This window comes from Pedobacter sp. 05T44 (assembly GCF_056395985.1).
The window spans coordinates 1-24,583 of sequence record NZ_JBFTKO010000028.1; the positions used below are offsets into that span (position 1 = coordinate 1).

The following is a 24,583-nucleotide window of genomic DNA, read 5'->3' on the forward strand; positions in this document are numbered from 1 at the left end:
ATTATAAACAGAAGGTTCAAGATGGTAAAAACAAAATGAGTGTCCTGAATGCTGTTAGAAACAAAATAATCCACAGAATCTTTGCCGTCATAAAAAACCAAACCATTTATAAAAATGATTTGGTTTTGTCATAGAAATCGAGATGACGATTGTATTATAACGATCATATTCACAACATACTGTAATGTTGCTTTCTCTTTTAAATTAGATATGCTGCAAAATCCAGCCTATCCAATTTAATTATACTTTAATTATTAAATGCATTATATTAACACTATGAAATCAAAAAGCCTCTCCTTAATAATTGTATTTGCGCTGTTATTTGTAATTACGAGAGTTAAAGCACAAACCGGCTTATCTCCAGTAAAAGTCAATCTTCAACTCATATCCGATCAATTATCATATCCCACAGCATTTGCGGMGCCAAATGATAAATCTGGTAGTTTATTTATTTGCGAACAAAAGGGGCGGATCAGAATTATCAAAAATGGTAAACTTCTATCCAAACCCTTTTTAGATTTCACAGATGAGGTACTGATGATGGGAAGTAGTGATGAAATGGGATTGTTGGGGCTGGCCTTTCATCCTCAATACGCAGAGAATGGCAAGTTCTATGTTTACTTTAGCAAGCGTGTTCCTAAAACTCCGGGCATAGACCATCAAAGTATTATTCGTGAATACAAAGTTTCTACAGAAAATCCTGATCTGGCTGATAAAACCAAATCAAGGGAAGTTTTGGTTATTGATGAACCTGAATCTAACCACAATGGAGGAGACCTAAAGTTTGGCCCTGATGGGTTCTTATATATAGGCCTAGGAGATGGCGGTGCATATAATGATATGCACGGTACTTATGGCAATGGACAAAATTTAAATACTTTACTTGGTAAAATACTTAGAATTGATGTAAATACGCTTCCTTATGCCATTCCAAAAGACAATCCATTTATAGGAATGGAGAATACAAAACCTGAAATTTATGCATATGGTTTTAGAAACCCGTGGCGGATTAGCTTCGACAAACTTAACGGAAGATTGTTTGCCGGAGATGTGGGTCAAAAGAATTGGGAAGAAATTGATATTGTTACCAAGGGTGGAAATTATGGCTGGCGGGTTAGGGAAGGTACACATGTTAAATCTCCAAATGATCCTGATCCAAAAAACTGGATCAACCCAATAGCCGATTATGGCCGTAATGAAGGTATCAGTGTTACCGGTGGCTTTCTTTATCGCGGTAAACAACTCCCGCAGCTTTTCGGTAAATACGTTTTTGGCGATTTAATGGGAACCATTTGGTCATTAACCGACATTAACAAAGAACTCTGGAAAATGGAAAAACTCTCTATTTCCCGGGAACCTGGAAATTGGCAGATCTATAGCTTTGGTGAGGATCGTAACGGCGAAATCTATCTGCTTGTTAACCTGATTGAAGAAGAAAAAGGTGCGATTTATAAGATCATACCGGGTAAGTAGTTTTTACTTTCTTACCCATCTTTTTTTGAATTACTTCAAAATGAGGAAGCTCATTAGGACTAACCATCGAAATTGCTTCTCCGGGTGTGTCAGCACGGCCAGTTCTTCCAATACGGTGAATATAATCTTTAGGTGACCTTGGAAGTTCATAATTAATCACAAAAGGAAGGAAATTAATGTCAATTCCTCTCGCCATTAAATCTGTTGCTACTAAAACCCTAAGTTTACCAGATTTAAAATGAGATAAAGCCTCTGTTCTTGCTCCCTGGCTTTTTTTACTGTGAACAGCTTTTGCGTCAATATTATTTTTACGTAGCTTGTTTACAATGGCATCAACCTGATGAACCGAAGAAGCAAATACCAACACTTGTTTCATTTCATGATGATTGATCAGATGACGTAAAAACGGGCCCTTTTTCTCATCTGTAACTATATACGCTATCTGGTTGATAAGGTCAAGTGAATCTTCTTCAACCTCAATTTTAATAACTACCGGATCATGTAGTAAGATTTGGTGAATGTGTTGCAAATCATCACTCAATGTAGCAGAAAACAATATATTTTGGCGCTTTTTAGGTAAAAGAGAAATGATTCTGTTTACTTCCTCTTTAAACCCTAGATTAAGCATCTTATCTGCTTCGTCTAGCACCAATGTTTCAATGGTAGATAGGTGCACGGCATTTGATTCTACCAATTCCAATAACCTGCCGGGTGTAGCAACAAGCACATTTACACCTTGTAAAGCCATCATTTGCGGGTTAATAGAAACACCGCCATATACTGCCAATGTTTTAATGGGCACAGTGAGGGCCTTACTAAAAGTCTTAAAAACATCTTTTACCTGTTCGGCTAGTTCACGTGTTGGTACTAAAACCAATACATTCGCATGGCGATTTTTTACCCCTGCTGTTTCTTGCAAATTCATTAGAATTGGCAAAACATATCCCGCAGTTTTTCCAGAACCTGTTTTAGCTATACCCAGCACATCTTTTTTGTTTAATATGGCTGGTATAGCAGTTTGTTGAATAGGAGTAGGTACTGTGAAATTCTGATTTACCAATGCTTCTAATAAAGCAGTCGATAAACCTAAGGAGGTAAAAGACATATTACTTAATATTTGCCGTAAAAATACACAAAAATCGTGTGCCAAAACTTGCCAATGAAAATTGATTTTTTCTGCTTATTTTACATCGGTAAAAGCTATACTGATTATATGGATGTTGGTAAAGGACTCTTATTCTTTTTTGGTGCTTTAGGCGTATTTAACGGGCTCATTTTGAGCGTTTATTTTTTCTTTTTTACCAAAAAAAAACATCTGTCAAATCTATTTTTTGGAGCATTGCTCCTGGCTATAAGCCTAAGGATAGGTAAATCTATTTTTGTAAGTTTTTATCCCTCACTTGCTAAAATTTATCTGCAGATAGGCCTTACAGCATGTTTTTTTATCGGACCTTTTCTTTATTATTTTCTAAAATCAACTATAAACCCTGGTGCGCCTTTAACAAGATCTTCTAAATGGAGTATTGCTGTGTTGTTTGCCATTATCCTTATCCCGGGAATTATATATCCTTATCAAACCTATCCATAGCTTTGGAACAATTATTTTGTACAGATTATCTACGCAGAGTGGTTTGCTTATTTGGTAGCTTCAGGCTTGGTATTAAAAGATATATTGAAAAAACTGTTTGCAAAAGACTATAAAATGAAAGCCTCAGAAATATGGCTCCTTACTGTTTTTGGTAGCACAGCTCTTATCTTTGCCTTTTTCCAGTTGGCTTTGTGGAGAGCCTCGTTTTCACTATATCTCAACGGTTCTCTCGCATTTTCTTTTTGCTTATACATGGTCGTTTTTACGCTTCTGTACCGAAAAAAAACAAGCGACTTATTCATTTTGGGACAGAGCAAGTATCCTAACAAGAAAGTAAGCGACCAGGAGGCAAATACCTTATTTGCACGGCTTGAAAAAATAATGACTGAAAAAGAGTTGTATAAAAATCCGGACCTTAAGTTAAATGAGCTATCAAAAGAAACTAATATTTCCAGTCATCAATTATCTCAACTCCTTAATGATAATCTGGGCAAAAATTTCACTACATATGTTAACGAATTTAGGATCAATGAGGCTTGCAAAATAATGGCTTCAAGTAATCGCTTAACGTTAGAATCTGTTGGTTACGAAGTTGGGTTTAATTCCAAATCCACATTCTTTGCTACTTTTAAAAAGCTTACCGGCACAACCCCAGCTAATCATCAGCAAAAAATACAGATAGACAATATTGCCTACAGTACGGATTTATAAATTCGTACTCCTGATTCCCGATTGCTGCACTTCTAACGGGGAATTGTTTTGGACTTTTGAAAAAAAGTATCCAATACACCACTATGTCCAAAGTTTTTATAATACTATTTATCCTGATCTTTTTTGCCAGAATTAATACTCATGCCCAGCTGGGTAATATTAAGGGAACCGCCGTCGACATGAATACTCGTAAAGGAGTTGAGTTTGCAGTAGCGACCTTACTTTCGGCTAAAGATTCATCTATGATTAAAAGTGTTTTTGCAGATACATCAGGATTTTTTCAGCTAACAAACATACAAGATGGCATCTATATACTGTTGGTTTCCTCCATGGAATATCACAAGCAATATCAGGGTCCTCTGCAGATCAGTTCTGCTCAACGGGTTATAGATCTTAAGGAGGTGCCTATGCTTATCAACCAAAGGATTTTGAAAGGGGTAGAGGTGGTTGGGCAAGTTCCTTTATTTAGAAATAGACCAAACGGGACAATTGAAGTCAATGTGGCCAATACAATTTTAGCAACAAGCACTTCAGCAATTGAAATTCTTTCCAAATCCCCAAATGTTAGCGTTGCTGAAGAAGGAGTGTCTGTTAGGGGGAAGGGAGAATCCGTTATTTACCTAAATGGAAGGCGAATAACTACCGAACAGCTGTCTTCTATTTCCTCTTCACAGATCAGGAAGATTGAAATTATTGCAAATCCCTCTTCAAAATATGATGCGGAAGGTAAATCAGTTATTAATGTGATAACGGTTACAAATGCCGAAGAAGGATATAAAGGGAGTTTTAAACAGATATTTACCACTTCAGATTTTAGTTCTCCAAGTGCAAATACCAATATAGATGTCAACTATAAAAAGGACAAACTATCCTTAACAGGAAGCTATGGGCTATTGCTGGGTAATACCAGAGAAATATTAAATACCACAAGGTCAAGATTAAAGTTTGTGGATCATTTTAGCTCTGTACTCATGACTGACTGGAATAGGAAATATGATAATTTCTCTAATTATAGTCTTGGAGGACAATACGATCTCGACGAAAAGAGTTACCTCTCGGCCGAATATAGTGGATCTTATAATGACTTAGGTGGAAGTACTAAAAGTGAAAATACCATCACTTCTACCTTAATGAAGGGATTTTTTAGGAGTGACATAGCTAATGATAATGTAATCAATAACAACTCCATTAATCTTAATTACAACAGAGATATAGACAGCCTTGGTTCTTCTTTATTTATTGGCGGCCAATACGCGGGGTATATTTCGAAAACAGACGATGATATAAATGAAAATAAGTTAGTTAACGGGCAGGGGTCCTATAACGTTTTAAATAATAAAGCAGGTTATAGAATTAGATTGGCAAACGCCCAGACAGATTATACTAAGGCATTTAATTTAAATAACAGACTTGAATTCGGAGCTAAATACAGCTTTGCTAGTAATAAATTCTATTCAGATTTCTTTACAGTTAAAAATGGAAATGATTTTGTGCTGGATGAGACACGTTCGGCAGACTTTAAGTATCAGGAAAATATTCCTGCTGCATATCTGAATTTCAATGGTCAAATGAGCCTAAAGGTAAACTATGGGATAGGAGTAAGAACCGAATGGACCAGTTATAAATTGGAAACTGATGTTCAGGGACTAGAAGAGATAAAAGACAATTACCTTAATTTTTTTCCGAGTGCCTTTATCGCTGTTAAAATCTCTGATCAGCTTCAGTTTAGAATGTCTTATACTTCGCGGATAACCAGGCCAAGGTATCAGGCTTTAAATCCTTCGGGTATTTATCAGGATGCTTATACCAGTATACAGGGGAATCCTTACTTAAAGCCCGAAAGAACAAATTCTTTTGAGTTAGGAGCATCGTTTAAAAAGTACAATTTTACAGCAGGATATTCAGATACAAGGGATGCTATTACCGGGGCAGCAATACAAGGCGAAGCCGAAAATACCTATGTATTAAAACCATTAAACCTTAGTAAACTTAGTTCCTGGTTTGTTTCCTTGTCCATTCCCTTTAACCTAAACTGGTTTACATCTATGAACACAGTTGATCTAACTTATAATAAGTATATGACTGGCGACTTCCCTTATGGTTTGATGACAAGCCGCCCACAGTTCCATTTTTATTCCAGCAATAATTTTAACATCAATAACTTGTTTAAAATTCAAATATTAGGCAGGTACACAGGAGACAAGTATGACGGGATTTTTTATAGACATAACCAAGTTTTAGCCGCTTTGGGTGTTGAAATGGATTTTTTTAATAAAGCTTTAAAACTCAATTTACTAGCCAACGATATCTTTCGGAAGGATAAACCTGCGGGTTATTATGAAATTGGTGAGACTTATATTKAATTTGCAAGAAAGAACAATAACAAATATTACCGGATTACCCTTGCTTATAGTTTCGGCAGACTTAAAAAGGTTACTTACATTAATAAATCTACAGGGCGCACAGAGAACAGCAGGGCTCAGTAATCACGATTTTCGTCATTTCTTCTTGTTGATCTCCAAATAATAGCGGTTCTCTTTGGGATCAAGTTTTTCTATCGCGCAACGAAGCATTGCTATAGGCATTGAGCGTGCAAAATTGTCTAAGAATTCAATTAGAACTAATTTGTCTCTTTTACCGGCCTCCCTTATCCAGCTTCCAGCTGCCTTTTGAATAAGATCGTGCTCATCGTTTATCAATATCTCCGCAATCTTGAAAGTGTCTGATAAGTCATTTTGCCTGATAAAAAAATAAGTGCTTACAATTGCCGTTCTTCGTTCCCAAACATGATCAGATTTAGCAAGTTTGTATAAAATGTCTCTTGGCTTATCAAACAAATAACCACCAACAACATACGGGGCACTTCTATCAACCAAATCCCAATTATCTATTTTGTCATGACATTTAATATAAAGATCAAATAACTCTTTTTTCCTTAATGGGGTTGTTTTCTTATTCCTTGCCTGAAAATCCATTATGCTTACCGCACCCATTCGTGCTTCATAATACTCACTTCCTATTAATTTTTCAATTTCATCAATAGGCATTTCAATGAACTGTTTTGCTAAATCAAAAATAGCCGCCATTCTAACACCCAAAAATTTATGTTTAGGATCTTTATCTCTAAAAAATCGCTGAACATTCTCGAGCTCAGTAATTGATTTTAGAAGTGAAAGCTGTGTTTCGAATATTTTAGCCGTCAATTCAATCATTTTTACACATCTATTAACTATTAAATAGTATGATACGGTTGAGGTACAGGTCTCTGTGGGATTTTGGCTTCCTTACATGCGTTAACCAAACTTAATGAAAAATAAACTATTTTGCATTGGTAGTTATAAGATCTTCATACCCGTCGCGATTATTACTAATGGAAGGAATAACCTATAAAGAGATAAAACCTAATCCATCTCTTTCTACATTTGTAGACAGCTTTTGGATGCTGTCCAATAAAACCGATCATGAAAAAAGAGTCGTCATTATGCCTGATGGCAGGATAGACCTTTTCTTTTCCTTAAAGGAACCGTACGAGCTTACGCTATTAGGACTGGAAGATGCACCTTCTCAGGGCACCCTGATGCCAGAAACAGTTATGCTTGCAGTTAGCTTCAAATTGCTTGCTATTGAATACTTGTTTGATAGGAAATTTCCAACCCTCGTTGATGCAGTTTATGTTTTGCCATCAGATTATTTTGGAATTACCACAGAAAGCTTTAGTGATTTCGAACAGTTTTGTAATGTACTTACCGATAAACTATTAAATAAGTTAAATAATATAGAGGTCGACTTGCGTAAACAAAGATTATTTGAGCTGGTATATACTTCCGCCGGATCAATCACTATCCAGGAAATTGCTGAAACACTACATTGGACAAGCAGGCAAATTAACAGGTATTTTAATGAATGGTTTGGTATTTCATTAAAAGCTTATTGCACCATTTTAAGGTTTAGGGCTTCTTTTACTCAGATAAAAGAGGGTAAACTATTTCCAGAGCAGAACTTCACAGACCAATCGCACTTTATAAAAAATGTCAAAAAATTTGCCGGTGTTACCCCTAAAGAACTAAGTAAGAACGAAAACGACCGATTTATACAATTTTCAACATTGCCGAAGAAGTAGTTTTGTATTGTAAAAACTAAATTTTCAATTATGTTGATTCAAAATAAAAGAATAGCTATTGTAGGTGGCGGACCCGGGGGCCTTACTTTAGCACGACTACTACAACTTAAAGGTGCAGATGTAAAAGTATACGAGAGAGATTTTAATTCATCTGTAAGGGTACAAGGCGCCACATTAGATCTTCATGAAGAATCGGGCTTAGAGGCACTTCGCAGAGCAGGATTGATTGATGCCTTTTATGCTAATTACCGCCCGGAGGCGGGCAAATTGCTTGTGTTAGACAAAGATCTGAATATTAAATTGGATGGACATTCTGAGGAAGATCATGATGAGGGTCGTCCCGAAATAGACAGGGGGCCATTACGAAACATACTTCTTGAATCGCTAAAGCCGGATACAGTAATATGGGACAGTCAGTTTGTTTCCACGACACCGCATAATGATGGTTGGAAACTATTGTTTAAAAATGGTACTTATGCTGAAGCAGATATCTTAATTGCTGCCGATGGAGCCAATTCTAAAGTCCGTTCATACTTAACAGGTATAAAGCCTATTTATTCAGGTATTTCAATTGTAGAGGGGAATATTTATCATGCTAAAGAAAACGCACCGGAGCTGTATAATATACTTAACGATGGCAAAATATTTGCCATGGGAGATCAAAAGTCATTGATTTTAAGCTCGAAAGGGGATGGGACGCTTTCTTTTTACACCGGTTGCAAAGTGCCAGAATTTTGGGTACGCGATAGCGGTATCGATTTTGCAGATAAGAAACAGGTATTTGAATGGTTCAAAAAAGAATTTGGATCATGGCACATTACATGGCAGGAATTATTTGCCAGCAATGAGGTATCTATTGTTCCACGGCCACAATATCACTTTCCACTAGACCAGCAATGGCCTACATTAGCTAATCTTACCATGATTGGAGATGCCGCCCATCGTATGCCACCATACGCCGGAGAAGGTGTAAATATGACCATGCAGGATGCATTTGAATTGGCTGACCATCTTTCTGATGATAAATTCCCAGACCTCCAAACTGCCATAGCTGCGTTTGAAAAACAAATGTGTGCAAGAGCTTCTGCCGTTACCAAAATGACTTTAGAACAAACTGAAATGCTTCATTCTGATGATGCCATTACCAAATTAATTCTACTGTTCAGTGGTTTCAGTGGAGAAGAGGAGGTGCTGGGATCTTAAATTGCTTTAAGTGATGCGAGAAACGCTTACTGTGCCATATACACCATTCTTTATAATTCATTGGCCCAAATCCACCGTGTATGACTAATGTTTCGGGTTTCATAAAATGCTGATCAAAATCAGCAAGTTCAGTCATTAATTGTTGAATAGCACCAGGTAGATCCGGATAAATTAGTTGATCCGAGATTTCCCCAAAAATCACATTTCTTGGGATTCCTACCGCAGTATAGATGTTGATCTGTTTTGCTACCTGTGCCTGCTGTTCAGAAACTTCGCAAAAAGGTTCCTTTTTACCGTTGGTGTATTGCACCTGATCTATCAGGTGTTCTACCATTTGTTGCGGTTTCATTTTACCCCAAACGGCTGGGGTATTTGGATTAAGCTTCAGAAATAAGGCTTCCAAATATTTTCGGTTATTAGTATCGATCAAGTTGGAAGCCACCGTTAAAGGATTACTGGCTGTTTTCATTTTTTATACCCTTTAATATGGCATAGATAGCCATTGAATGCCCATGGCCCAGGTCATATTCCTCTTTTAACCAATTCACAATTTCACCTGCTTTTACACTAGGAAGAAGCTGCCCGTTTGAGGTGAATTTTTTCTCCTCCGCTTTATTCTTAAAATCCTGTGGATCTAACCCGGTTTTTTCTTTGATGGTCTTTAAGTATCCTTGAAATGACATATTGTTGAGTTTATAAATGTTTATTCTTTGGTATAAAACAAATATAGAGGTAAGTAAGTTAAACTTACATGGTGATAAAAGACAATTAATAGGGGTGATTGCGACATCATCATCTTTATTTAGTCAATAATCTATAAATTAACAGAAATTACAACCAATGAGTAAACATAGTGCCGGTATATTGCTGTATAGGATAAAAAATAAAGAACCAGAAGTTTTACTCGTTCATCCTGGCGGCCCCTTTTTTCGTAATAAGGACAAAGGTTGGTGGACTGTTCCTAAGGGCGAAATATTGCCTAATGAAGATACTTTACAGACGGCTTTGCGGGAATTTAATGAAGAAACAGGTTATCTGCCTCATGGAGATTTTAAAGCGTTGAAGCCAGTGGTTCAGAAGGGTGGTAAAATAGTTAATTGCTGGGCTGTTAGCGGCGATTTAGATGCCGACAACATCACATGCAATACCTTCCCTTTAGAATGGCCGCCTAAATCAGGTAAAATTGTCGATTTTCCAGAAATAGATCAGGCCCGGTGGTTTTCTCTAACGCAGGCCGAGGAATTTATCAGTCAGCAGCAATGCGAATTTCTTAAAGAGCTTAAAAATATGTTTCTATAGTGTTGTAAATTATCTCGGGTTATTAAAACTGCCTATAAAGATCATATCGTTATAGTTTTCAAGGGGATTGTCTATGCTAAGCTCGTCATCTGCATAACAAAGAATAGAGTTTACCGTAGAAATTCCTTTACTGATACAGGCCTGATAGATGTCTACTTCTGTTTGGTCATCCCAGATCGGTAGCTCTTCAATGGCAGCCTGAATGCTGATTCTTTTGCGACCATGATAAATGGTCAGCCAGTCTGCATCGTAGTCATACTCCTTGCCAATGTCTTTGCTGAACTGAGAGCGAAGTTGGAAATCAGGTGCATTTCTGGAATAAGCTTCATCTGTATTAAAACTGTTATTGTCTTTCAGAAATTTACTCTGATCAAAGTATTTATAGAATTGCTCTTCTGTTTTATTTTGTGACATTCCTGCCCAGATATGGATGAGTTGCTCTGCCATGTTGTGTTTTTCTTGTGCTTTCAGCTGGCTGCGTTAGTCGTAATGGCCTCAAGGTACGGATTTTTTAGCTTACACGAATAAGCTATTCATTTTCAACAGACAAAAAGAAGGACTGTCTACTGGAGGCAGACCTTCTAGGTAACTTTAGTCTAATTAACTGTAAGAGATGCAAGCATCTGAGCTTTAGTAAGTTCCTTTGATGTATAATGCAGACTCAGCTCATGATTTGGATTGTTTTTTATCAGCGATAACAGCTCTTTTACGGAGATCACCATAGTTAAATCAGAACCAGTCGCATTGGCAAATGACCAATCTTTCAGTTTCTTTCCCTTTTCATCTTTTAGAACTATATTTCTATTCGTGCCTGCTCCCTTTAAAGTGCAGTGTATGTAATTGATGCGCAACTGATCATTAACATTTGCCTTATCAAGTTGCAGTACCCTTAAGCTCAATTGCTCGTTTACCGACTGTTTAAGAATAAGCTTGTTGTTTAAGTAAATCTCATAACTGTCCAATCCAAATTTCGTGGTGAAACCGAACGTGGTGAAACATAATGTAATCAGCGTAAATATCTTAATAAACGCCTGATTGAATGTTGTAGTTTTCATAATGCAATTTTTAAATTTAAATACCTGAACAATATTAGCTGAAAAGGAAACCATGCAAAAAAATAGTAGACCAGTAAACGAAAAAGTAGACGAACCTCTACTTTTTATGCCGTTCGTCGAAATAATTTTGGAGGTTTAGCACTTTTAAGTTCCTTTATATATGATATTTAAATATGGACTTTCTTGACAAGCAGCTTAAGCTGCCATTTTCAAAAGGGACTGTTTCCCTAAAGTATGTCCTGGCTCATAGTACCTATTGGTTGTTGATCACAGGATTCTTTATATATGAGAAAAGATACCTCATATACAAAGCCAGTATGCCTTATTTTGTTGCTTGCGTAACTGTAAGAATTGCTCTGCTAATTGTCATAGCCTACCTTAACCTTCACTTTTTCTTGCCAAAATACCTGCTAAAGAAACGCTACTTTATATATTCCGTGGCAGTTATTGCTTCAGTAATAGGGTACCTAACAGCCCAGAGTCTTTTTGATTTTTATTTGTATGGTTATGTTATAGGCCCTATGCGCAACAGCGATTTAATGGAAAGTCTATCTTACAATTTCTTTAGCACGTTATGGTATTTAGGTTTAATGCTGGCGCTTAAATTAAGTATGGATTGGTATGGGCAACAGCTTCTCATTCAGAAAATTACCGTAGAAAAATTAAATGCAGAAGTTAATTTTCTTCGTGCCCAGGTAAATCCACATTTCCTGTTCAATATATTAAATAACTTGTATGCATTAACACTTAAAAAATCAGAACTAGCACCAGATGTAGTGCTTAAGCTATCAGAAATGATGGAATATATGCTATATGATAGTACTGATGCAAAGGTACTGCTGGAAAAAGAAATTGCTTACTTAAGTAATTACATTGAATTAGAGCGACTCAGATTTAGTGCTGATTCTGCTATTTTATTAAATATTAATGCTGAACTAAAAGGTCATGAAATTGCCCCTTTATTGTTGCTGCCTTTGGTAGAAAACGCTTTTAAACATGGGCTTAGTAAGCAAACTGAAAATAGTTGGCTTACTGTTGATATAGCATTGAATAATGCAACATTAACAGTTAATATAGAAAACTCAAAACCATCAACAGTTTCTAATAAAGGCAAGGGTGGAATAGGGCTTGATAATTTAAGAAAACGTTTGGAGCTGCTTTATCCGGCTAAACACCAACTTGAATTTGATGATAAGAAAAATGTTTTCCATGCCAGGCTGGTAATTGAATTATAACTAAATGGATTGAAATTAGAAATAATGCTGAGAATTGTTGTTGTAGATGATGAACCGCTAGCGCTTGAAATATTGGACGGTTACTTAAAACGTATCGACAATGTACATTCTGTGTCGTTGTTTGCCAACACACGAGAAGCMTTGCGTTTTTTGCAAAATCAACCTGTCGACGTACTATTTATCGATATTGAGATGCCGGAAATGACAGGTATTGAATTTCTGAACGAATTAACAGATCCACCACTTACAATTTTTACAACTGCTTACCGCGATTATGCTTTTGAAGGTTATGAAATGGGAGTAGTTGATTTTTTATTAAAACCGATTTCTTTTAATCGTTTTAAGCAGGCTATTGAAAAAATCACAGAATTCTTAACCTTAAAAGCGCAGAATATAAATATTGATGATAATCCTGCCTTTCGGGAAACTGATTTTATTTTTGTTAAAAGCGGTGTGCAACGCATAAAACTGCATTTTAATGATGTTACCCACATTCAAGGGCTTAAAGACTATGCAATAATTTATGCTTATACCGGAAAAATCCTGCTCAAAGGGTCAATTAAAGCAATGCTTGATATTTTTCCGCACGACCGTTTCATTCGGGTACATAAATCCTTCATCGTATCCATTCAGAAAATAACGCGTCTGGAAAGGAACAGAATTGTACTGGATGGTTATCAAATTCCTATCGGACGAAATTTTAAAAATAACCTTGAAAAAGCACTCAATATCTAGGTATCTCCTTCTTTATCCTTAAAATGTTTGGAACTTAATTTTTTGTTATTTATATTGTAGATACATTCATCGCGAATTAATCAATCGCAATGGTGCTGTAACCAAATTTACTGTTAAATATTAAGTCCCTAGTATGAAACGAGCAATATCCATTTGTATGGTATGTATTTACATAATGCTACCAACACCATTCCCTTAAAAATTCTGGAGCTCTCCAAGTGCTAAATACCGTGTCTACCTAAATCCCTATACTATGCGTGTTCTGTACTATTATTTAAATCATCTAAAGCTTAAATTAATCTTTGTGGATATCAATTATTTGCCACCATGACTAAATTGTTTTAGCTGATCTACTATTCCAGGAATTCCCTGGTCATTCAAAAAACTAAAACTAAATCCTAAAACTAATATTATGATGAAAAGAATATTTTATTCGGTCATATTTTCTATGCTGTCCTTTCATGCGATGGCTCAGCTTAAGATTATTGGCAAGGTTAGCGATGCAAAAGACAACAGTCCTTTACCAGGTGTAAGTATCCTGGTAAAAGGTACCACACTCGCTACTTCCGCCGATGCCAGCGGGAATTACGGCATTGAAGTAAAAGGAGAAAACGATATTTTGGTTTTCTCGTACACTGGTTATACTACTCAGGAAGTTAAAGTAGGCGCCAGAAAAACCATCAATATCCAATTAGCTGAATCCTCAAGCGGTTTAAATGAGGTTGTGGTAATTGGATACGGTACTGTAAAAAAATCTGACCTTACGGGTGCTGTAGTTACAGTTAAAGGCGAGCAACTGATGGATAAACCTGTGGCTAATATATCTCAGGCTTTGCAGGGTAAAGTTACCGGTGTAGAGGTTAGTATTAACAGTGCTGCTCCGGGTGCGGCCGCAAAGGTAAGGGTAAGGGGTATTGGCTCAATTAACTCCAACATAGATCCATTGTATGTAATTGATGGGGTAGTTGGCGTAGATCCAAACTCTGTTAACCCTTTGGATGTAGCTTCGGTTGAGGTACTAAAAGACGCTTCATCAACAGCTATTTATGGATCAAGAGGTGCAAATGGTGTAATTATGATTACCACAAAACGTGGGAAAAAGGGTGATGCCACTGTTTCTTATGAAAACAATATGAACATAAGTGAGCTATACAGGCATTTACCTACATTAAATTCTGAACAGTTTGTGAAAATATACAACGAGTCTTTTGCAAATGGTCAAAAGTTTGATCCCGCTGGCGCAGTTTGGGCACCTCCGGTAGAACTAAATCATGCTAATTTTCCATTACTTTTTGATACGAACGATAAACCAATTTATGATACAAACTGGGAAAAAGAAACTTATAAACCTGCTTTTTCGCAAAGTCACCAGTTGAATATCCAGGGTGGTAACGAAAAATCAGTTTACAGTTTGTCTTTAGGTTACCTGGATCAGAATGGTTTGGCGCCAACCTCAGCGTTTAAACGCTATTCTGTAAAAATGACAATGGATAATGATGTTAAAGACTGGCTCAAAATAGGTGGAAACATAAACCTGATCAGAAGTTCCCAGCGTTTAGTAACCGACGGAAATGGTAGCTTAAACGTTCCCAGGGCAGTAACAGAAGAAGTGCCTATTGTTCCGGTAAAATATCCGGATGGATCATGGGCAGGAAATTTTGATATTGCCGGACTAGAAGGTGCTCCAAATCCTGTTCACATTGCTAACGAAAGATATACCATCAATAACAATATGCAGATGCTTGGCGATGTATATGCGGTATTACATCTTACCAAAGATCTTGATTTTAAAACTGACTTTGGATATAACCTAAGTGGACAGAARAATAACTTTTATTCTTCTTTAAATTTACCTCACTTATCGCAGGATCAGGGAGGGGTAGCCAATATTAATTCATACCTAAACTATTACTGGCAAACAGAAAACTACTTAACCTGGAACAAGCAGATAAACGACAAACAAAAATTAACCGCATTACTTGGGGTATCTTTTCAAAGAACCGGTTATGAAAGAGTCCGTTCAGAAACGCAATCATTTATTGATGATATTTTCCAATGGCATTATCAACAAGCCGGCTCGGTTAAAAGTGCCAACGAATCTCAAGATGATCAGTCGTCCCTTGCTTCTTTCTACGCTCGTCTTACCTATAATATAGACGAGAAATATTTGTTTACTGCAACAGGTCGTTATGATGGGTCTTCCAGGTTTGGAAAGAACAATAAATATGCATTCTTCCCGTCTGTAGGTGCTGCGTGGCGTATTTCGCAGGAAGATTTTTTAAAGGATAACAAGTCAATTTCTAATTTGAAAATACGGGCAAGTTATGGTACATCTGGTAACCAGGAAATAGGGCAGGCGCGTTCTCTTGCACAAATTCAACCAAATACAACTGTTTTGAATGGTGCAGCTCAGTCTACATTGCTCCCTAGTTATATTGGTAACCCAGATTTAAAATGGGAAAGATCAATACAAGCAGATGGAGGATTGGAGTTAGGGCTATTTGAGGATCGTGTTAATCTTACTGCTGATTATTACAACAGAGTAACCAAAGACCTTTTACTTCAAACACCAATCCCATGGTCGGCCGGCGAGGTAAATGCCAACGTTTACAAAAACGTAGGTTCAGTAAGGAATTCAGGAATTGAGTTAAGCTTAAATACAGTCAATGTTAAAAATGAAGATTTTGAGTGGTCAACAACCTTCCTGTTTTCAAGCAATAAAAACAAAGTACTGAAACTGAATGATGGCAACGCCGATATCTTCCCTGGACCAAACTTCCTGGGCGAAAATTTCGTGATCAGAGTAGGTGAGCCCATCGGATCTTTTTATGGAATGACCCGTCTTGGAACGTATAGCGATTCTGAAAGCGCTGAAGCCGCGGCACATAATTTAAAACCTGGGGATAGAAAATACATTTACAACCCAGATGGTAGTAATTATTACAGCATCATTGGCCAGGCTTATCCAAAATGGACCGGAAATTTCAGTAGTAATTTTAAATATAAAAACTGGGATTTTGCATTTGATATCCGCTTTGTTCAAGGTGTAAATACTGCTGCTAACTTTAAACACTCGGTTGAAGACAGGCAAACACTTTCAAATAGTCTGGCAACTGTGTTAAATGCATGGACTCCAACAAATCAGAACACCTCTGTTTCTCAGGTTCGTAATTACAGATTTGCTCAGGATTCTCATTTTGATACCTGGTGGGTAGAAGATGGTTCATTTATACGTGGCCAGAACTTTATGTTAGGCTTTAGTTTGCCTTCGGCTACAGTAAGTAAATTACATCTTAGTCGCTTGCGCGTTTATGCCAGTGTTCAGAACTTATTTCTCATAACAAAATATACCGGATATGACCCTGAGGTAGATACGTTTAATTCTGGTTACGGTTCTAACTCAGCATTTTCTCAAAATTTGGATTTCTTTTCTAATCCTCGTCCGCGTGTATGGAATCTTGGTTTACAGGCATCATTCTAAAATTTACTCATATGAAAACGATAAAAAATATAATATTGGTAGCATGTATATTACTTACGTGCTCTTGCAAAAAGTTTCTGGAAGAAAAACCCACTTATTTTCTGACACCAGAATCTGACTTGTCAAGCGAAAAAGTGGCCAGAGGGTTTGCAAATGCAGGTTATCAAAATTTGCAGGGCTTATTAGCAGGCCAACCTTCATCTTATGGAGGTAATACCTGGAATCTAATGGAGTTTGTAACCGGTAAAGCAAATAGCGATCTGGGCCAAACGGGCTTCGTTAATTTTTCTAATTTATCTTACAATGCAACCTCATTTTATTTCGACACATGGTGGAGACAGCTTTACCTTGGTATTGGTGCGTGTAATCTGGCTATTCAAAAAATACCAGCCATTAATGCTACAGGCCTAACAGATGAGGAGAAAACCAACATGCTGGCCGAAGTACGTACGTTAAGGGCATTGTATTATTTTTATTTGGTACGTATGTACGGTGCTGTTCCAAAGGTGACCGAAACACCTAAGGACCTTAACCTGAATTTTCCGCGTACAGCAGCAAAGGAAATATATGATAGCATTATTATACCTGACCTGTTGGAGGCAGAAAAATCAACGCTTGCATGGAAAGACGCTACAGGACTAGTATCTATGGGAGCAGTAAAATCAATACTGGCCGACGTATACTTAACCTATGCTGGTGCCGCAATTAATGGTGGAAATCAGTTTTATGCGGAATCGGCTAAGCGATCTTTAGATGTGATTGAGAAAGGCGGTTATACCTTGTTTCCTGAATATACAGATATGATTAAACCTTCAAATAAAAATACTGGCGAGTTCATATTTCAGGTACAATATGCTGCAGCTGTTCCTTCAAATAATCCGCTAACACCATTAACCATTCCTAATTTTTCGGGTATCTCTAAATATTCTGATGAATACGGATCGGTTTATCCAACTCCGCAGTTTATTCAGTCGTTTGCTGCAGGCGATAAAAGAGTTGCCGAAAGACAGTTTTTCTACAGGAGCTATCCAAATATAAAAACCGGACAAACAGTTACTTTCAGACAGGCTTATATTTATAAATGGTTCGATACAGATGCTGTTTTAAATACCGTAAAATCAGATCTTAATTTTACCCTATACCGCCTGCCCGATGTACAGTTGATGTATGCCGAAGCTTCTAACAGAGCCGAGGGAGGGCCTAATTCTAAAGCTATTGGGTATGTAAATGCCATTAGAAACAGGGCAAAACTTGCACCTATCGGAGCGTTGTCTCAAACAACATTTGAACAAGAGGTATGGTTACAGCGAAATTTTGAACTTTGTTTTGAAAACAAAATGTGGTTTGACATGATCAGAACAAGAAAAGTACACAACGATGTAACAGGAAACTGGGATAATTTTGTTGGGCACAGAACTACTTTTGGAGCTACGTTCGCAGAAAAACAATTGCTATTTCCAGTACCACAACAGGAAATTAATGTTAATCCAAATCTGTTACCAAATAATCCAGGTTTTTAACTTAACATCTTGTTAAAACCAAAGTATAAGGAGGGTGTTCAAAAGGGTAAGGCCGTCATTCTGAATTTATTTCAGAATCTCGCAATTACTATTCAAAACCCGCTTAAACGGGATCCTGAAATAAATTCAGGATGACGATAAGCATAAGTAAATAGTAAATATACCTTTTTGGACACCTTCTTTTTAACTATCATCAAATCAGCTTAAAACGTAATACTTTTGCATCAACATTATATAAATAAACAATTAAGATAATTGTTTGTTGTTCTATTGTAGTAAGTGCCAAATAGCATTTGCCGGCCAAATATATCGTCTAACCTGATTTGCAACATGATCTGCAAAAAGAAAAGCATAGATAAGTGTTTTAGTCTGTTAATATTTACTTGTTTTTGTTGTGCTTTTTTGTTTCGTAACCAAGCTATCGCTCAGCAAACATACAATGTTCGCTATAGTTTTGAAAAAGATACTATTAAAGTAAGTGGCGGTCAAACCTTTTCGAATAAACTGATCATAGAGAACCTGTCAGATAAAGCCGTTTTACTAAGTTCCGAAGCAATTAAAACACAGACACTTGCAGGTATGATTACGCTTCCTAAAAGCATTAACTTAAATGCCAAAGAGAAAAAGGCATTCCCATTGAAATACATTACCGACAGAAAAACAATAAACAAAAACATACAAGCTTTTACTGTATCCATTAAATCAGACGATGCGCAGTTAAAAATCCAGCCTGCTGTTTCTTTTTATACGCTATTAAGTGATGCGACTGGGCTGGCTATCAGTACCGAGCAATCAGAATTTTACCTCAATCAGGTTACCGGTCAATCTCAGATCATGCTGTTATGTACCAACAGAGGGATAGTCCCAATTTCCTTCCGCCTGATACTTACTGAAGTGCCAGAAGGTCTGGAGTTCACCGGCGAGAAAATGTCGTTGGTTTTGCRGCCGGGTGCTCAGCAATTGTTGCCTTTTAATGCGCGGAACAAACTGAACAATAAAATTGCTGCCGATTTTAATGTAACCATCCAGGCAGTGGATCAGGGTGGTAATCAGCTGGCGCTAAAAAGAATCAGAATCATGAGTGTCAGCAGTGTAAGAAGATATGGGGCAGGTGATAATCCATATGGCGAAAATCTGAACAATACAGCCGCTTTAAGATATATGAGCATGAGCCAGAACAGCTCATTTTATCAGATGCAGGCTAACGGAAAACTTAACCTATCCAACAATGCCGACCTCCATTATCGTTTCAATTTGGATTATTACCAGGATTTGCAAGGCATTAACCTGTACGATAGTTACCTTGACTACCAGCATAAAGACTGGGGATTAAAGATCGGTAGCATTTATGAAAATCTTGATTATGTCCTAAGTGGTAGAGGCGCTAAAGCTACCCTTAATTTCAATGAAGATAAGAGTCTAAGCATATATGGCATGCAGAACAATTATATGCTGATGAGCCAGGTAACAAACTCATTGGAAGGCCCAACTATTATTGCAGCAAGCTATGCCTTTAAAACCATTGGTGATCAGCATGGCAGGCTAACATATCTTCACAGTCAAAATGGTTTCTTCGGTGTGAACAACCAACAGGTAAGTGGAAAAACAGCCGTCAGGTTAAACGCCACCCAGCAATTAGATCTCGAGGGTGGCTACAGTTTAGAAAAAGCAAATAACCACACAGGCAAACATGCAGCCGCTTTAGGTATAAATTACACACTTAATGCAGGTAGCTATCAATTTATCACTAACAATTATTACAGTACATCCTATTATACCGGACTGCACAGAGGCCTTTTCCAGAGTGATAACAGAGTCGTTAAAACAATGGAAAAAAGTACACTTTCTGCAAGGATCAGTATTTTAAACAATTCGCCGGAGTATCAGGATATTGGAAACCGCTATAACTTTAGTGCAAACAAAAACATCATCAATGTTTACGAGGTAGGTTACAGTATCCTTATGGGGAAGATCAACCTCGATTTCAGACCTTACTTTATGGATCAATCACTTCAGGGGATGCAATTGCTTACACAGCTTAACCAGGATTTTAAATGGAGATCATCTTCAGTCAGAATGCAGGCTAACCTCAATTTTTTTAACAACAACCATAGTTTATCTATTAATGCTGATTATGGATATACCTATAAAAATACTTCTAATGAACCAAAACCGCCATTTCATTCACTTCGCCTAAATAGCAATTACGGTAATCGTCTGTTTGGCTTTACCAGCTACATTCAGCTCAATCCTTATTATTTAAGCGATTCTTTTTCTGCAACAAAAGATGCCGACTATAAGTTGTATTCATTTGGGCCAAATACCAGCTTTACATTGTTTAGAAACAGGTTAAATGTGCAACTGGCAACATTGTATAATTATTACGGTTTTACCCAAACCAAAAATTACGCTTTGAACGGCAGTGCCAAATGGATGATAAAGGGAAACTGGGCATTAACTACCGACTTGTTTTACAGCGTAATGAAAACAAAAGTACCATTTGACTATTACGCAATTAATTCATTCAATTCCAATACCTTCAATACTCGTCAGATTAGGGTAGGTATAGAAAAGCAGTTTTCAGGATTAAATAAAAGCAAGGGAGAGAAGCTGGAGTTAGCATACTTCGAAGATTATAACAACAACGGCATCAGAGATCCAAATGAAAAAGGTGCCGAAGGCATAACCGTTAAATTAAATGAAGAAACAGCGCGGACCAATTCAAAGGGCACTGTTAAGTTTTACGAGGTGAAACCTGGTAATTATACTGTTTATGTGGTTAATAGTAAGAATTGGGGAATGCAGGAACCGATATCAATTATCATTACTAAAAACAAATCGATGGAGATTCCGTTGGTAAAAACTATTGTTTTAAAAGGGAGAATGCAGGTAATAGAAAAAAGCTATCAAAACACCAGTCCGATCCTTTCTGGAATACGTGTCAACGCAAAGGATGCAGGTGGAAAAATATATAAAACACTAACCGATGCTTCGGGAAATTACTCTTTTTATCTGCCTGCAGGTACATATGCCGTTTTTGTCGAAACAGAAGGTATGTCATTTAGCATCGGCAACTCCGAAAATAAAGTAGAGCTAAGTCCGGATAAACCAGATAATCAATTGAATTTTGAGATTAAAGACGAGCGGCGCAAGGTAGGAGTAACCCGTTTCTAAAGCGCTACAAAACTAAAAATTATGGTTGTACTGTAAGATCCTGCAGGTTTTCCAAGCAGCTTATTTGTTTCGCTTGCCGGAATACTATACAGTACATTTAAATTTCTGTCGATTACCGGATTTGCGGTGTTTATAAGCTGTTGTGAGGTTGTAGAGAGTGTAACTGTGTTCATGCCCGTCTGGCCCACCATGGGGCCTATTCTGAGCACATTTAACGGAATCTGATTGGCGCCCGAGCTAAAGCTCTGGGTTAAAGCCCTTACATACAAATTATAGGGTGTGGTTTTACTGATTTTGATATGCGCAGGCATTTGTTTGGAAACTCCTTGCTGATAATCATTTGCTGAAGAAAAGGCCAAAGAAACATTGGTTTGATTGGCTACAACTTCAGAAAGGTCGCTAACGGTAACTTGCAAATTACCAGAACGTGATGTTTGCAAAGTTCCGGAAGGATAGGCCGTACTAAGTTTGTTCCAGGTAAATGTAATGGGCACAAGGTAAGTTCCAGCCTGCACAAAGCTTTGCTTAAGGTTGGCTCCGGTGATGCTAAATGCAGCGTTGAGCACCTGATTGTTATTTGTTGGGACGCCTATTCCTGTAGTGGTAGTTAGTGCCTGACTGGTGGTAGACAAATTAATGGCTGTTGCAGTACCAATTCCGGTTAATGTTCCAGATACCTGGCTAACAGCCGATGAAGGTAGCTGATTATATGGCAAACTTGTATTAAAAGTAAAAAGGCTGCTGCCGGTTTGCAGGTTTAATATATACGGTACCGTATTGGATACGGATATGGTTTTTGTAACCGATAAACCATTTGCAGCACGGTAAATACTAAAACTATTCACTGGTAAATTAACGGTTCCCAATGTGACCTGAGGGGTCATAAATGCAGGAATAGTGATGTCGAAATTAGGAGTGGTTGGTGTAATCCGGTTAGGACTAAGCACGCCTGTATAAAATTGTATTGGCGTACGGTATATTCCAGCAACCCAGGTGTTTGCAGCTGAGTTGATACGGTAATCTACCACAAAAGCTCCGGATGAGAGATTTGCAAGCGCAGTATACATAACCTGATAGGCCGTGGTAAGTGTAACTTCGGTAGCCGAACCAAGAACCGAAAGTGAGCCAATACTTCGTATCTTTAAAAATGCCGTATTTAGTGGCACTGTTGCTGTTCCGCCTACAGTATTTGCAAAATTAGCTGTATTTGCTTTAATCTCAATAACAGGAATAAGACCTATAAGACCATTATAAGTTCCTGAATTTAAAGTTACAGTATAATTGCTGCGTGCCGTTATGTTGGCCTCAGGCAATGTTACAATTATCTGAGCATTAAGTGGAATACACACGCCCATATAAAGCAGCAAAATAAAACTAATATGTAACTTCTTTTTCAGCAACTTTTAAATCGTATTGGCTTCCCGCATCTAAAATCGCGACGGCTAAATAGTTTCCCTTCAGGTTGGCAGGTAAGTCCAGGTTTACCCATTGCTCTGCACCCGGAAGCATTGCAATAGCAATAGATTTTATAGGGATTTCTTCACCTGTATCTTTATTGGTGAGCTCAAATCTAACATAGGCGTCTTTATTGATCTGTCCGGAATTTTTCACCTTTACGGCCATTTTTCGGATACCAGTCTTGCTATTACCGGAAATGCCTTTGTCCACAAAAGCCAGGAATTCCAGGTCACCGGCAGGTAAACCCACTGGCATATGATAAACCTGAACACCAACCTCTATAAGCACATTAACACCTACTTCAGCCTGGTTTGGTTTTTTCTTCATCTGTTCTTTAACCTGTGTAAAAAAAACCATACTATGTGTTAACCTTTTGGAGGTGTCGTTCTTAGGGATTACCAGTGAGAGGTTTACTTCTTTTGTTTCTCCGGGTTTCAATCCAAAACTACCTGCTGAAAGCTGGATCCATTTTCCATTGGAATCTTTGATTTGGCCTACAGGGAAATAGCGTTTTGTTCCTGTTGAATCACGATCCCAATCCTTTATACCGGAGGTGAAGTTAAATTCATTTTTCGAATTGTTAACAAAGGTAATTGCTTGCGTAACGGTTTCGCCAGGCTCTCCTTTAAAAAGAATTCGCGAAGGGCTAACGGACAAGCCCTGACCATGTGCAAAACTTATAGTAAGGATTGGCAGCAATATCCAACTCAGCAAAACAATGTAATGCCTCGTTAATGAATCACAATAAGGCATCTATAACTGTGTTGCTGTATAGATAACCGTTGTAGAATATACCTCGTTTGCTTTACCTAACAAAGGAGCAGCATCCGGAATTGAATAGTTTACATTATACGTTGCTCCGGTAGTTGCTGTCGCATCCGATACCAGTTCGCCTGGTGTCATTGACAATGGTTGCATAGTGAGCGTTCCTCCATTTGCCGTTGCAGGATCAACACTTACCTGAACCACACTTAACGGAACAGCGGTTTGCGCCGGATATACGGTGAATTCAGCCTGAGCCGCAACAGTTATATCGTAATTCTGATTACTGATAACCGTAAAATGCCCAACCTTAGGTTGAGTTTGCGCTACGGTATAATCTGCAGCTGTAGCATACAAAAAGTTTACGGTAGGATCAGCACCAAGATCTATAGAGATTACTGGAGCAGTTAAATCAATATTTACGGTTACAGGCGCAGTCTGATCGGTCTGCGCGTTGGCTGTAATGCTGAAAAGTCCAGCAGAAAGCACTAAGGTTGCTAATAGGGATTTGGTTTTCATCTTAGGGAGATTATGTTCAAACTATAATTAGAACACAAAAGCAGACAAAAAGTTTTTTAAAATGATAAAAAGAATCTTTTCTTTATATTTATAAGGGTTGTACTTCATTATAAAAAACAGTAAATTCAACTTAACCAATGTAGGATACTATTGAATTTTAATTTAATGAATATAAATGGCCATATTTTGATACAAATAACCCTTTATTAAAATTCTCATTAGGTGAAATAATTTTATCCGTTTTATCGCT

21 protein-coding genes are annotated in these 24,583 nt (G+C 37.5%); 12 read left to right on the top strand and 9 right to left on the bottom strand.

Going from position 1 to position 24,583, the window contains the following annotated elements; all coding sequences use genetic code 11:
- The first annotated feature begins 276 nt into the window (after nt 1–276).
- Nucleotides 277–1,473 carry a PQQ-dependent sugar dehydrogenase gene (locus AC1DDK_RS24860; RefSeq protein WP_477634149.1) on the top strand — a complete coding sequence of 399 codons (1,197 nt, stop codon included), beginning with the start codon at nt 277–279 and terminating at the stop codon, nt 1,471–1,473.
- Here the strand turns inward: AC1DDK_RS24860 and AC1DDK_RS24865 are convergent.
- Complete coding sequence (locus tag AC1DDK_RS24865; RefSeq protein WP_172663131.1) at nt 1,457–2,578, bottom strand: DEAD/DEAH box helicase; 1,122 nt, start codon at nt 2,576–2,578, stop codon at nt 1,457–1,459. The two genes, AC1DDK_RS24860 and AC1DDK_RS24865, sit on opposite strands and share 17 nt — an antisense overlap.
- A 54-nt stretch (nt 2,579–2,632) precedes the next feature.
- Between AC1DDK_RS24865 and AC1DDK_RS24870 the strand changes: the two genes are divergently transcribed.
- The 3 genes from AC1DDK_RS24870 (at nt 2,633) to AC1DDK_RS24880 (ending at nt 6,258) form a co-directional block, all read left to right on the top strand.
- Complete coding sequence (locus AC1DDK_RS24870) at nt 2,633–3,061, top strand: hypothetical protein (RefSeq protein WP_288879480.1); 429 nt, start codon at nt 2,633–2,635, stop codon at nt 3,059–3,061.
- 114 nt (nt 3,062–3,175) lie between these two features.
- On the top strand, nt 3,176–3,772 hold the full coding sequence (locus AC1DDK_RS24875) for a helix-turn-helix domain-containing protein (RefSeq protein ID WP_337716347.1): 597 nt from the start codon (nt 3,176–3,178) through the stop codon (nt 3,770–3,772).
- Between the two features lie 83 nt (nt 3,773–3,855).
- The gene (locus AC1DDK_RS24880) at nt 3,856–6,258 is read left to right on the top strand and encodes a TonB-dependent receptor domain-containing protein (protein WP_477634150.1); all 2,403 of its coding nucleotides are present in this window, start codon (nt 3,856–3,858) and stop codon (nt 6,256–6,258) included.
- Nucleotides 6,259–6,270: 12 nt separating this feature from the next.
- Here AC1DDK_RS24880 and AC1DDK_RS24885 read toward each other — a convergent pair whose 3' ends face one another.
- Nucleotides 6,271–6,984: a DNA alkylation repair protein gene (locus AC1DDK_RS24885; protein WP_288879476.1), complete on the bottom strand. Its 714-nt coding sequence runs from the start codon at nt 6,982–6,984 to the stop codon at nt 6,271–6,273.
- Nucleotides 6,985–7,142: 158 nt separating this feature from the next.
- Here AC1DDK_RS24885 and AC1DDK_RS24890 point away from each other — a divergent pair, with 158 nt between their 5' ends.
- Both AC1DDK_RS24890 and AC1DDK_RS24895 read left to right on the top strand, forming a co-directional pair.
- Nucleotides 7,143–7,892: a helix-turn-helix domain-containing protein gene (locus AC1DDK_RS24890; protein WP_172663128.1), complete on the top strand. Its 750-nt coding sequence runs from the start codon at nt 7,143–7,145 to the stop codon at nt 7,890–7,892.
- 30 nt (nt 7,893–7,922) lie between these two features.
- Entirely contained in the window at nt 7,923–9,095 is a 1,173-nt protein-coding gene (locus tag AC1DDK_RS24895; protein WP_288879474.1) for an FAD-dependent oxidoreductase, read from the top strand.
- Here the strand turns inward: AC1DDK_RS24895 and AC1DDK_RS24900 are convergent.
- Both AC1DDK_RS24900 and AC1DDK_RS24905 read right to left on the bottom strand, forming a co-directional pair.
- Nucleotides 9,064–9,564 carry a hypothetical protein gene (locus AC1DDK_RS24900; RefSeq protein WP_477612180.1) on the bottom strand — a complete coding sequence of 167 codons (501 nt, stop codon included), beginning with the start codon at nt 9,562–9,564 and terminating at the stop codon, nt 9,064–9,066. The genes AC1DDK_RS24895 and AC1DDK_RS24900 overlap by 32 nt on opposite strands.
- Nucleotides 9,548–9,778, bottom strand: coding sequence for a DUF4287 domain-containing protein (locus tag AC1DDK_RS24905; RefSeq protein ID WP_048905187.1), 231 nt, complete (start codon nt 9,776–9,778; stop codon nt 9,548–9,550). The genes AC1DDK_RS24900 and AC1DDK_RS24905 overlap by 17 nt, the downstream gene beginning before the upstream one ends.
- A 157-nt stretch (nt 9,779–9,935) precedes the next feature.
- Between AC1DDK_RS24905 and AC1DDK_RS24910 the strand changes: the two genes are divergently transcribed.
- Nucleotides 9,936–10,394 (top strand): NUDIX hydrolase, encoded by a 459-nt coding sequence (locus AC1DDK_RS24910; RefSeq protein ID WP_288879471.1) that lies wholly within the window; start codon nt 9,936–9,938, stop codon nt 10,392–10,394.
- Between the two features lie 9 nt (nt 10,395–10,403).
- On the opposite strand, the gene AC1DDK_RS24915 is transcribed toward AC1DDK_RS24910, so the two are convergent.
- Both AC1DDK_RS24915 and AC1DDK_RS24920 read right to left on the bottom strand, forming a co-directional pair.
- The gene (locus AC1DDK_RS24915) at nt 10,404–10,841 is read right to left on the bottom strand and encodes an immunity 22 family protein (RefSeq protein ID WP_288879470.1); all 438 of its coding nucleotides are present in this window, start codon (nt 10,839–10,841) and stop codon (nt 10,404–10,406) included.
- Nucleotides 10,842–10,990: 149 nt separating this feature from the next.
- Complete coding sequence (locus AC1DDK_RS24920) at nt 10,991–11,449, bottom strand: hypothetical protein (protein WP_172663123.1); 459 nt, start codon at nt 11,447–11,449, stop codon at nt 10,991–10,993.
- A gap of 173 nt (nt 11,450–11,622) precedes the next feature.
- Between AC1DDK_RS24920 and AC1DDK_RS24925 the strand changes: the two genes are divergently transcribed.
- The 5 genes from AC1DDK_RS24925 (at nt 11,623) to AC1DDK_RS24945 (ending at nt 21,594) form a co-directional block, all read left to right on the top strand.
- A complete protein-coding gene (locus tag AC1DDK_RS24925; RefSeq protein ID WP_288879467.1) occupies nt 11,623–12,684 on the top strand; it encodes a sensor histidine kinase in 1,062 nt (353 codons plus the stop codon).
- 9 nt (nt 12,685–12,693) lie between these two features.
- Complete coding sequence (locus AC1DDK_RS24930) at nt 12,694–13,419, top strand: LytR/AlgR family response regulator transcription factor (RefSeq protein ID WP_337716345.1); 726 nt, start codon at nt 12,694–12,696, stop codon at nt 13,417–13,419.
- A gap of 412 nt (nt 13,420–13,831) precedes the next feature.
- Nucleotides 13,832–16,900 carry a SusC/RagA family TonB-linked outer membrane protein gene (locus AC1DDK_RS24935; RefSeq protein WP_288879465.1) on the top strand — a complete coding sequence of 1,023 codons (3,069 nt, stop codon included), beginning with the start codon at nt 13,832–13,834 and terminating at the stop codon, nt 16,898–16,900.
- Nucleotides 16,901–16,911: 11 nt separating this feature from the next.
- Nucleotides 16,912–18,420 carry a RagB/SusD family nutrient uptake outer membrane protein gene (locus AC1DDK_RS24940; RefSeq protein ID WP_288879456.1) on the top strand — a complete coding sequence of 503 codons (1,509 nt, stop codon included), beginning with the start codon at nt 16,912–16,914 and terminating at the stop codon, nt 18,418–18,420.
- Nucleotides 18,421–18,822: 402 nt separating this feature from the next.
- Nucleotides 18,823–21,594, top strand: coding sequence for an SdrD B-like domain-containing protein (locus tag AC1DDK_RS24945; protein ID WP_477634151.1), 2,772 nt, complete (start codon nt 18,823–18,825; stop codon nt 21,592–21,594).
- Here AC1DDK_RS24945 and AC1DDK_RS24950 read toward each other — a convergent pair.
- Genes AC1DDK_RS24950 through AC1DDK_RS24960 form a run of 3 tightly spaced genes read right to left on the bottom strand, consistent with a single transcriptional unit; the run spans nt 21,591 to nt 24,333 of the window.
- Nucleotides 21,591–22,994 (bottom strand): hypothetical protein, encoded by a 1,404-nt coding sequence (locus tag AC1DDK_RS24950; protein WP_288879454.1) that lies wholly within the window; start codon nt 22,992–22,994, stop codon nt 21,591–21,593. The genes AC1DDK_RS24945 and AC1DDK_RS24950 overlap by 4 nt on opposite strands.
- The gene (locus AC1DDK_RS24955) at nt 22,969–23,805 is read right to left on the bottom strand and encodes a fimbrial biogenesis chaperone (protein ID WP_288879453.1); all 837 of its coding nucleotides are present in this window, start codon (nt 23,803–23,805) and stop codon (nt 22,969–22,971) included. Before AC1DDK_RS24955 ends, AC1DDK_RS24950 begins: the two co-directional genes overlap by 26 nt.
- Nucleotides 23,806–24,333: a hypothetical protein gene (locus AC1DDK_RS24960; RefSeq protein ID WP_337716341.1), complete on the bottom strand. Its 528-nt coding sequence runs from the start codon at nt 24,331–24,333 to the stop codon at nt 23,806–23,808. It abuts the gene before it with no gap.
- Nucleotides 24,334–24,583 lie beyond the last annotated feature (250 nt).

Bases quoted from the DNA above. Each gene is read 5' to 3' on its own strand.
- AC1DDK_RS24865 (WP_172663131.1), bottom strand. From the start codon at position 2,578: ATGTCTTTTACCTCCTTAGGTTTATCGACTGCTTTATTAGAAGCATTG.
- AC1DDK_RS24870 (WP_288879480.1), top strand. From the start codon at position 2,633: ATGAAAATTGATTTTTTCTGCTTATTTTACATCGGTAAAAGCTATACT.
- AC1DDK_RS24875 (WP_337716347.1), top strand. From the start codon at position 3,176: ATGAAAGCCTCAGAAATATGGCTCCTTACTGTTTTTGGTAGCACAGCT.
- AC1DDK_RS24885 (WP_288879476.1), bottom strand. From the start codon at position 6,984: ATGATTGAATTGACGGCTAAAATATTCGAAACACAGCTTTCACTTCTA.
- AC1DDK_RS24890 (WP_172663128.1), top strand. From the start codon at position 7,143: ATGGAAGGAATAACCTATAAAGAGATAAAACCTAATCCATCTCTTTCT.
- AC1DDK_RS24895 (WP_288879474.1), top strand. From the start codon at position 7,923: ATGTTGATTCAAAATAAAAGAATAGCTATTGTAGGTGGCGGACCCGGG.
- AC1DDK_RS24900 (WP_477612180.1), bottom strand. From the start codon at position 9,564: ATGAAAACAGCCAGTAATCCTTTAACGGTGGCTTCCAACTTGATCGAT.
- AC1DDK_RS24905 (WP_048905187.1), bottom strand. From the start codon at position 9,778: ATGTCATTTCAAGGATACTTAAAGACCATCAAAGAAAAAACCGGGTTA.
- AC1DDK_RS24910 (WP_288879471.1), top strand. From the start codon at position 9,936: ATGAGTAAACATAGTGCCGGTATATTGCTGTATAGGATAAAAAATAAA.
- AC1DDK_RS24915 (WP_288879470.1), bottom strand. From the start codon at position 10,841: ATGGCAGAGCAACTCATCCATATCTGGGCAGGAATGTCACAAAATAAA.
- AC1DDK_RS24920 (WP_172663123.1), bottom strand. From the start codon at position 11,449: ATGAAAACTACAACATTCAATCAGGCGTTTATTAAGATATTTACGCTG.
- AC1DDK_RS24925 (WP_288879467.1), top strand. From the start codon at position 11,623: ATGGACTTTCTTGACAAGCAGCTTAAGCTGCCATTTTCAAAAGGGACT.
- AC1DDK_RS24940 (WP_288879456.1), top strand. From the start codon at position 16,912: ATGAAAACGATAAAAAATATAATATTGGTAGCATGTATATTACTTACG.
- AC1DDK_RS24955 (WP_288879453.1), bottom strand. From the start codon at position 23,805: ATGCCTTATTGTGATTCATTAACGAGGCATTACATTGTTTTGCTGAGT.
- AC1DDK_RS24960 (WP_337716341.1), bottom strand. From the start codon at position 24,333: ATGAAAACCAAATCCCTATTAGCAACCTTAGTGCTTTCTGCTGGACTT.